Here is a 1,082-nt window from a genome sequence, read left to right on the forward strand (position 1 = left end):
CAGTTTTTTTAGGAGTTTTTCCTCGATAATCAATAATAGCATCCATCGATTCTTCTAAAGTTAGCTCACACCAATCATTCACCATAACCTAACACCTCCAAGTTCTGGCGAATGTTCGCGTCTAGTTTTTCAGACTCTTGCATCTGTGCATATAGCGTTTGGCTCAGCTCCATCATTTTAGTCTCAAACGGGATGCCATCATCCTCAATCGCTGCCGCGCCCACATAACGCCCCGGAGTCAATACATAATCATTGGCTTCGATATCGTCCAGCGTTGCCGATTTACAGTAGCCTGCTTCATCCGCGTAGGCTTCATAACCGCCTGCTTCTGCTTCACCGCGCCATGCATGATAAGTATTGGCAATGGTCTCGATATCATCAGTGGTAAATTCTTTATGCGTACGATCAACCATGCTACCGATATTACGCGCATCGATAAATAGGGTCTCGCCAGTACGATTACGCAGCCCTTTTGCTTTGCTATCCGCTGACTGGGCGGCTTTGTCTTTACTGATGAACCATAAGCACACCGGAATCTGCGTGGTATAGAACAGCTGCCCGGGTAGCGCAATCATACAATCGATGAGATCGTTCTCGATAATCTGCTGACGTATCTCGCCCTCACCGCTAGTCGTCGTGGACATTGAGCCATTGGCTAATACAAACCCTGCCGTACCGTGCTCAGAGAGCTTAGATATCATGTGCAATATCCATGCATAGTTGGCATTACCCGTTGGCGGCGTTGGATAGCCTGCCCAGCGTGGATCATCGACCAGCTCATCGGCGGCGCGCCAGTCCTTTTGGTTAAAAGGCGGATTGGCCATGATAAAGTCGGCTTTGAGGTCTTCGTGCTGATCTTTAAAGAAGGTATCGGCCGCCACATCGCCCAAGTTGCTAGCGATACCGCGAATGGCAAGGTTCATCTTCGCGAGTTTGTATGTCGTGCTGGTGTACTCTTGCCCATAGATAGAGACGTCTTTGGTATTGCCGTGGTGACTCTCGATAAACTTGATGGACTGCACGAACATACCGCCCGAGCCGCAGCACGGATCGTAGATTTTGCCTTGATACGGCTCTAGCAT

The 1,082-nt window shown here is 49.3% G+C and carries 1 protein-coding gene; it reads right to left on the reverse strand.

Going from position 1 to position 1,082, the window contains the following annotated elements; genetic code table 11:
* Nucleotides 1-74: 74 nt before the first annotated feature.
* On the reverse strand, nucleotides 75-1,082 hold a 1,008-nt coding region (locus ACTXGO_RS14420; protein ID WP_443575001.1), incomplete at its 5' end, for an N-6 DNA methylase.

The sequence above is a fragment of the Psychrobacter sp. T6-1 genome (genome assembly GCF_052258445.1).